Origin of the sequence: Bradyrhizobium sp. Leo170 (genome assembly GCF_004296405.1) — a bacterium.
GTDB lineage: Bacteria > Pseudomonadota > Alphaproteobacteria > Rhizobiales > Xanthobacteraceae > Bradyrhizobium.
Window position 1 is genome coordinate 1 of the sequence record NZ_PSRR01000392.1, and the last position, 7,497, is coordinate 7,497.

Below are 7,497 nucleotides of genomic sequence, written 5' to 3' on the forward strand. Positions count from 1 at the left end.
TCGCGCAAACTTCTTCGCGCAAGAAACTTAGCGCCAGCGTCGGGGCGCCAGGACCACACGACTTCGCCGTCCGCGTTAGCCAAGCGTTCGTCGTTCGCCAGCTCTCGCGTCCACCGCATCCCGCCGCGCGTTCGTGACGACCGCGATCCGCCCCTCTTGCCGGGCGGGACGGCGGACTTATAGGGGTGATTTGGGGAGAAAACGAAGCGGTTTATTTTTCGCTGTTAGCCGGGACGAGGCAAATCATATTGATTTAATTGCGATAATTCTTCTCGCCGCGCAATGCGAGGGGAACTTTTGGTCGCCTCGCGCGTTGTAGCTGCATGTCAGACTCATACACACCCCGTGAGAAGCCAACGCCGGAGCAGCGCAAGGCCAGAGAGGCCGAGCGACGGCGCGATGCAGAGCAGGCCATGCGGGACCATCAGCTCGCGCAAGAGGCCTTTCAGAAAAATCGCGAACGGCTGAAGGCCGAGCGACTGGCGCGCGAAGCAGCGGACGGAAAGTAGCGTTATGTGCTGGCGGCGAGCGCCAGATAGATCGCTGTCGCAACGAGACCGAGTGCGGTGCGCACCGCATGCATCCCGCCCCAGGAGACGACGAGCGCACGTGACTCGTTACCAGCCTGTTCGGCCGGCCATGCTTCGATCCGCTTGTTGGTCGGCAGCATCACCAGCAGCGTGTAGGGCCAGTTCGCCAGCATCAGCACCGCCGCGACCGACCACCGCCAATCCTGCAACTGCCAGCTCGCGAAAAACCCTGATAGCGCCGAGATGACGGCGAGACTCGCCTGCATCGCAAAGCCGCGCGCATAACTCGGCTTCCATTGCCGCAACAGGCTCGCATCGTCGAGCAGGAGCCGCGCCGGCTGCTCGGCGACGTTGATATAGAACGCCGCCCCGGCGAACAGTGCCGCTGTGACAAGGGCAAAGAGTCCGGCCACCATTGCTCCCTCCACAGTGGAAAGCGATGTGGCTCACTTGTAGCAGTTGGCAGAAACTCCGTCTTTATTTGCTCGGTGAATACAAATGCTGCTGAAATCCAAGAAAAGTGTCTCGTATCATAGCCAAACCGCCAAGCTGAGACGCGGCATCATCTATCGTGTGGTACTTGAGCTGCAAAAGGACGCCAAGCTTATCCTGATCCAACTCCCCGACGCCTTGGTTGACATATTGGCCAAGAACGAATTCCAAGAACGATCGCAAATTTTCATCGTAACGCACAAATATCGCGGCTTTATGTGATTCAACACGCTCTTGTCGTGTGATGGGTGCGAGCGCGTAAGCAATGTAGGCGAGCACATCAAAGAGATCACTTTTCTCTGCGTTTATCATTTTGCTTATCTCGAAAAGCTGATCACTCCCGAATCCTTTTTCCCTCAATCCCTCAAGTAATGCCTTGCGCGTGTCCGGCCTGCTCCAAATCTTTCGCAACTCGTCTTCGTCTTTAAATAAACTAGGCAGTTCGCCGAACAGCTTTTCTATCATCTGGTTGGCAGAGATCGGCTTGCCATCTGGGCTCCAGTAGCTCGTTGCCATCATGTGCTGGATTACGCGCTCCTTCCCGTCGGCCAACTTGATCTTGATCTTTTTCGGTTGTTCGGGCGGCGGTTCATACCCGCGTGATGGACTTTCGTCTATTTCATTGTGATTGGCTTTCTTGGGTCTCGTCACAACCGGCGCAATCGGGTCGCCGTCCCATTCCGGGTCGTTGAAGTGCTCGTACGCCTTCACAAAGTCGTAGATCGTGAAATAGTCCTTGCCGTCGAACAGCCGCGTGCCGCGTCCGATGATCTGCTTGAACTCGATCATGGTCCCGATCGGCCGCAGCAACACGATGTTGCGGACGTTGCGTGCATCGACGCCGGTCGAAAGCTTCTGCGACGTGGTCAGGATCGTCGGGATCGTTTTCTCGTTGTCCTGAAACGTGCGCAGCCATTGATCGCCCAGTGCACCGTCTTCCGCCGTCACGCGGACGCAGTAGTTCGGATCGCCGCTGGTCTTGATCTGATTGATGGCATCGCGCACCACGCGGGCGTGCTCCTGCGTGGCGCAAAACACCAACGTCTTCTCCCGCTGGTCTATTTGGTCCATGAATAGTTTCACCCGATAACGCTCCCGCTCCGTTATTTCGATGATGCGGTTGAACTGCGCTTCGGTATAACGCTTGCCTTCTTCGATCTCGCCCTCGACGACGGTATCGTCGGGCGTGTAGACATAGTCGTCGAGGGTGGTCGCTATCTGCCTGACCTTGAACGGCGTCAGAAAGCCGTCGTTAATGCCGTCTTTCAGTGAGTAGGTGTAAACGGGCTCGCCGAAATAGGCGTAGGTATCGACGTTATCCCGCCGTTTCGGCGTCGCAGTTAGGCCAAGCTGCACGGCTGGCGAGAAATAGTTCAATATGTCGCGCCAGTTGCTCTCGTCGTTGGCGCCGCCGCGATGGCACTCGTCGATGATGATGAAGTCGAAAAAATCCTTCGGGTAGTCGCCGAAATAGGGTGACGGCTGACCCTCCTCGCCAGTGCCGCTCATGAAAGTCTGAAAGATCGTGAAGAAGATGCTGGCATTCTTCGGCACGCGACCCTTCTTGCGGATTTCGTCCGGCTTGATGCGTGCCAGGGCATCCTCAGGGAAAGCCGAGAATGCGTTGTAGGCTTGATCCGCCAGAATGTTGCGGTCGGCAAGAAACAGGATACGCGGACGCCGCTCCGGCCTCCGCGACAGGTTCCAGCGGCTTTGGAACAATGCCCAAGCGATTTGAAACGCGATGGCGGTCTTGCCCGTGCCGGTTGCGAGCGTCAGCAGAATACGCTGCCTCCCTACGGCAATGGCCTCCAACGCATTCTCGATGGCGTTGTGCTGATAATAACGCGACTGCCACGCGCCGCCGCGTTCCTCGAACGGCACGGCGGCGAAGCGGTCGCGCCATTCATTTTTGGTCTTAAACGTCTCGGCCCAAAGTTCGTCTGGCGTCGGATAGCTCTCGATGTAAGCCTCCGCACCCGTCGCCATGTCGACGCGGTAGATACGGCGGCCGTTGGTGGAATAGGCGAACCGCGCCTGCAGCCGCTGCGCATATGCCTTCGCCTGCGCAAGACCGTCCGTATCTCCCTTGTCACGTGCCTTGGCTTCGATGACGGCAAGCTTGTGATTGCGAAACGTCAGCACGTAGTCTGCAATCTCGGCCTTGCCTCGTCGTCCCGCTCCTTCGATCCGACCGGGGCATATTTCCTCACGACGGACCCGGCTATCGGCGACGACGCCCCAACCGGCTGCCCTCAGAGCAGGATCGATCAGTTCGGCGCGGGTCTCGGCCTCGTTCACTCGGCCGCCTCGTCGATGGTTTCCGAAGGCAGCGAATTCAATCCTCCGGAGAAAGCGGTCTGCAGGATGGATTGCCTAAGTTCTGCGAGTTGGGAAATTCGTTGCTCATAGAATAGCTGTAGTCGGTTCGCGTCGGCCTCGATACCTTCAAGGCGAGCAACAACGTCCCGTTGCTCCTTCGGCTTAAGGAGCTTGACAGAAAGGGAGGTCAGCGCCTGCTGATTGAGATTGCTAATTTGGGCACCATCACCGCTTTCGACTAGCGATTTGCGAGCTTCCGCAGACTTGAGAAACCGGACGAGATAGTGGGGATCGATGTCAGGCCTGGTAATGCGAATTCTGATCGTAAACCCAGAATGGGAGGCTTTGCTGGAAATCTCTGGTGCCAGTATACATCGCCCGATCAATTGCTTGTTGCCATTCGACCGAACAGTCAGGATATCACCCCGACGAAGCACGTAGGCGTCATTGAGTTCGCCGTCGATCCGCACCCTATCCAAATCGTCTAATGGCACCCAAAGATTATTTTGGAAATTTCGAACGCCAACAATCGAGATTTCCTGCCCTTTGCTGCTCTTGTTGAAATTCAAGCCGTTCTTGAACTCTGCGACCTCACCAAGCGTGACCTCTTCCCAATCATGATCTTCCTGAAAGGTTGAGCTAACGCAGCTATCGAAGAGGTCACGCGCGTTCTTGAGATTTTTCTCGGCGTTGTCGGTCGCAGTCGCCAACGCGGCAAGAGCTTCGTCCAGAATTGTGACAATGCGTTGTTGTTCAGCGAGCGATGGAAGGTAGATAGGAAATTCCGCGATGTCTCTTTGATAGAGATGAGGCGTCGTCGCGCCCATCAATCGTGATTTGACGATGTCCTGAAAATAGGGGCTGCATAGGATGTAATAGAGGTACTTTGGGAGGATGTCTTCCTGTGCACGTATCAACAGGAGCGATGAGTTAATTGTCGCCTGCCCCGGCAAGTCGTCACCAACTATGGCAAGTTTTCCAATGCCTGCCCCGTCCTTGCAAATTAGAACATCATTTGGACGGAGCATGATTTCCGGACTTTCGTCATAGCGTTCCTGACTGATATGGAACGCATCGCGATAGTCGACGTAGTCCCCGTAGTTGAGCGAATGAACCGATAAGAACAGCGGACCTTTTTTGGTGTATTCCTTCGCCGTCAGCCCCTTCCAACCAATACGACCTGAAAGCTGGGCAATCTTGCCCAACTCTTTTTCTTTCCAACCCGGCGGAAGGCGGCGCGCGCTCATAGCGCTCTCTCGATGTTTGCAAGAATTTGCGCGCTCTCCGCATCCAGCGCCGTCATCTCCGCAATGATGTCCTTCGGATCACGCAATTCGGTCTCGGTGGCCTTGTTCGGGTTCTTCACCGAGAGGTCATAGGTAGCCTTGTCGATGCTTTTCGTATCAACGGTCCACGAATTCCCGCTATCCTTGAACTTCGCCTGCAACGAGACGAAGTCCTTCAGGTCGTCGTCGTTAAGCGGATTGGTCTTGCCGAGATTGCGGCCGGGATCGAGCTTGTAGAACCAGATTTTGCGCGTCGGTGCGCCCTTCTCGAAGAACAGCACCACGGTCTTGACGCCCGCTCCTTGGAAGGTGCCGCTTGGCATGTCCAGCACTGTGTGCAGGTTGCAGTTCTCCACGCCTGCTTCCCCGTGCGCCGAGTACTACCAGAACGCGCAAGAGAACGTCACATGAACGAGCCGAACGAGTGCGCCTAGCTCGATCGCGGTTCGTCTGGTATCGATCGGTGCGAAACTGAGAACGATTAGCCGATGAAAAGCCTTTCCGCCCTGGCCATTTTTGGGTTTTCCACCTTCCTCTCCGTGGCCGCCCTCGCCGCCGAGGAACCCGAGGCTCCCAAAGGCGCGACTGTCACCGTCCTGAAAGCCTCCAAGACCTGCTTCGGCAATATTGTCGAGGTGTCCGGGATCATCATGGCGCGGGAGGAGACGCAGGTGCGGCCGGAGCGGTTCGGGCTGAAGGTGGCGGAGGTGATGGCGGATCCGGGGGATAATGTTACCGCGGGGCAGATGCTGGCGCGGCTGAACCTGCCGGAGGGCGGGCAGCTCAACATCACCGCGCCGGTGGCGGGGACGATCTCGGCCTCGAGCGCGATCGTCGGCACGATCGCCGGCGGCAAAGGCGAGGCGCTGTTCTCGATCATCGCCCGCAACGAATTCGACCTGATCGGCATGGTGCCGACGCGCGACCTCGGCAAACTGCAGGCGAACCAGACGGCGTCGATCAAGGTCATCGGCGCCGGCGACATGGACGGCAAGGTGCGGCGGGTGGCGCCGACGGTGGAGCCGAACAGCCAGCTCGGCCAGGTGGTCGTCGGCATCAACGCCCCCCGGCGGCTGTTGGTGAATTCATCCGGCCGCGCGCAGATCAAGACCGGGCAGAGCTGCGGCGTCGCGGTGCCGCTGACCGCGATCCTCTATGGCACCGCCGGCACCGTGGTGCAGGTGATCAAGCGCGACCGCGTCGAGACGCGGCGGGTGGAGACCGGGCTGATGCAGGCCGGACAGGTCGAGATCCGCGAGGGCGTGCAGGAAGGCGACATCGTGGTGGCGCGCGCGGGGGCCCTCCTGCGCGAGGGCGATCCGGTGCGGCCGGTGATGGCGAGCGCGGAGGGGAAGTAGGGACGGATAGAGGCGCATGGCGAATAGGGAGTAGCGAATAGGGAAGAAGCGTCAGCCTCTTCCTTCCCTATTCGCTACTCGCCACTCGCTATTCGCCACTTAGCCACCTAAGCGGATGTCTTCCAGCAGCGACGACGACACTGACGGCACCTGCTCGCCTTCGCTGGCGCGGGAGATCGAGATCCGGGTCTTGTTGAAGGCGGACTCGATGCCGCCCTGGGTTTTCAGGTTGCTCAGGAGCTCGGAGACCAGCACGCTGTTCGTGGCCTTGGATTCCTCAGTGACCTTGCCTGGCGTCGCCGAAGTAATCACCAGCGTGTTCTCGGGCGGGCTGATCGGGGCGAGGCCGTGGCTGTAGGAGCGGAAGCGGCGCTCATAGGGGTTGCGGCGCGAGGCATCGAGCACCACGAGCTTGGCCTTCGCGCCCTTCTCGTCCATCGCGGCCAGCACCTGCTCGACGCTCAGCCCATCGCGGCGGACATCGCCTTCCTTCCAGATCGCAGCATCGACCGGGAGCATGAAGCTCTCGCGGCCGGCCTGCACGCCGAAGCCGCCGAAGAACAGCATCACCACGGTGTCGGGCCCGACCTTCGCCTTCAGGCGGTCGACGGCGCGGCTCATGTCGTCCCTGGTGGCGTCCTCGACGACGTCGACATCGAAGCCGCTTGCGCGCAGCGCCGCGCCCAGATCGCGGGCGTCGTTGATCGGCTGCTGCAGCGGGTGGTTGGCATCGGGGTAATGGCCGTTGCCGATGATGAGCGCGACGCGGGACGCCTGCACGGGCACGATGCTCTGCTCGGTCGCGACAGCCTTCGGCGCTTCCAGCGGCCGCTTGTTCAGCGCAGCATGCGCGCCGATCGCCAGCGACACCATCGCAACGCAAGCGGCGGCGACGATGAGCGTGCGATCGGAAAGGGAGAGCTGCCTGAGCTTCATGCGTTTCTGATCCCAATCGTTGACGAAGGCGCGACTGTATAGTCGCGTCAAAACCGTCTGTGGTTTTAGGGGTTGCCTGATCGAGTGCCGTCAGATTGTGCTCAATTTGCGGCACCGCAACACAGAAACCCTTAACCTGCGTAGCCTTCCGGGGCAACCTGATTCGGCCTTCCGGTCCTAACCGTAATGCGCCGGAGGTAGGATTGTGCCAAAACACGGCGATGTGTGTGATCTGCGTCACATTTGTGTTTTCTGCGATTTTGTGGTGCGATTCAAAGGTTTGCAGGGGGCTTCTGGGTGGGGCCTCCTTGGATGCGCAGGATTTTTCGGAAACGCCCGGTTCCGGGCTGTTCCGGATCATGCGTGCCAGAAAGGGGTGGCATGGGTTTTCATGACATTGCCGGGGCCGTGTGCCGGTCGCTCACGGTGCGCAAGGACGGGCCGTCGCTTTATGACGTCTGCGACCCGCTGCTGCTGAAGTATCGCGGCGGGGATGCGCATTTGGGGAAATTCTACCGGACCGCGATCGGCAATCCGGCGCTGCGCGGCCTGTTGCGGCGGACCGGCCTGCCG

7 protein-coding genes and 1 pseudogene are annotated in these 7,497 nt (G+C 59.2%); 3 read left to right on the forward strand and 5 right to left on the reverse strand.

Annotated elements, in window-relative coordinates:
* The first annotated feature begins 323 nt into the window (after window positions 1-323).
* Window positions 324-509: a hypothetical protein gene (locus tag CWO89_RS48470; RefSeq protein ID WP_130583488.1), complete on the forward strand. Its 186-nt coding sequence runs from the start codon at window positions 324-326 to the stop codon at window positions 507-509.
* A 2-nt stretch (window positions 510-511) separates the two neighbouring features.
* Here CWO89_RS48470 and CWO89_RS38060 read toward each other — a convergent pair whose 3' ends face one another.
* The 4 genes from CWO89_RS38060 to CWO89_RS38075 all read right to left on the reverse strand — a co-directional run bounded on the left by CWO89_RS38060 (window position 512) and on the right by CWO89_RS38075 (window position 4,986).
* Window positions 512-943, reverse strand: coding sequence for an anthrone oxygenase family protein (locus tag CWO89_RS38060; protein ID WP_165421498.1), 432 nt, complete (start codon window positions 941-943; stop codon window positions 512-514).
* A gap of 64 nt (window positions 944-1,007) precedes the next feature.
* Entirely contained in the window at window positions 1,008-3,323 is a 2,316-nt protein-coding gene (hsdR, locus tag CWO89_RS38065) for an EcoAI/FtnUII family type I restriction enzme subunit R (RefSeq protein WP_130583490.1), read from the reverse strand.
* The gene (locus CWO89_RS38070) at window positions 3,320-4,591 is read right to left on the reverse strand and encodes a restriction endonuclease subunit S (RefSeq protein ID WP_130583491.1); all 1,272 of its coding nucleotides are present in this window, start codon (window positions 4,589-4,591) and stop codon (window positions 3,320-3,322) included. Before CWO89_RS38070 ends, hsdR begins: the two co-directional genes overlap by 4 nt.
* On the reverse strand, window positions 4,588-4,986 hold the full coding sequence (locus tag CWO89_RS38075; RefSeq protein ID WP_245476765.1) for an N-6 DNA methylase: 399 nt from the start codon (window positions 4,984-4,986) through the stop codon (window positions 4,588-4,590). Before CWO89_RS38075 ends, CWO89_RS38070 begins: the two co-directional genes overlap by 4 nt.
* 132 nt (window positions 4,987-5,118) lie before the next feature.
* Between CWO89_RS38075 and CWO89_RS38080 the strand changes: the two genes are divergently transcribed.
* Window positions 5,119-5,988 (forward strand): efflux RND transporter periplasmic adaptor subunit, encoded by an 870-nt coding sequence (locus CWO89_RS38080; protein WP_130583492.1) that lies wholly within the window; start codon window positions 5,119-5,121, stop codon window positions 5,986-5,988.
* Between the two features lie 99 nt (window positions 5,989-6,087).
* Here CWO89_RS38080 and CWO89_RS38085 read toward each other — a convergent pair whose 3' ends face one another.
* Window positions 6,088-6,924, reverse strand: a complete 837-nt coding sequence (locus tag CWO89_RS38085; protein ID WP_130583493.1) for a caspase family protein — start codon at window positions 6,922-6,924, stop codon at window positions 6,088-6,090.
* 381 nt (window positions 6,925-7,305) lie between these two features.
* On the opposite strand from CWO89_RS38085, the pseudogene CWO89_RS38090 reads away from it, so the two are divergent.
* A pseudogene (locus tag CWO89_RS38090) lies at window positions 7,306-7,497 on the forward strand (hypothetical protein); the annotation flags it as partial.

Excerpts from the sequence above, each read along its gene's own strand:
- CWO89_RS48470 (WP_130583488.1), top strand. The coding sequence starts at position 324 with ATGTCAGACTCATACACACCCCGTGAGAAGCCAACGCCGGAGCAGCGC.
- CWO89_RS38070 (WP_130583491.1), bottom strand. The coding sequence starts at position 4,591 with ATGAGCGCGCGCCGCCTTCCGCCGGGTTGGAAAGAAAAAGAGTTGGGC.
- CWO89_RS38080 (WP_130583492.1), top strand. The coding sequence starts at position 5,119 with ATGAAAAGCCTTTCCGCCCTGGCCATTTTTGGGTTTTCCACCTTCCTC.
- CWO89_RS38085 (WP_130583493.1), bottom strand. The coding sequence starts at position 6,924 with ATGAAGCTCAGGCAGCTCTCCCTTTCCGATCGCACGCTCATCGTCGCC.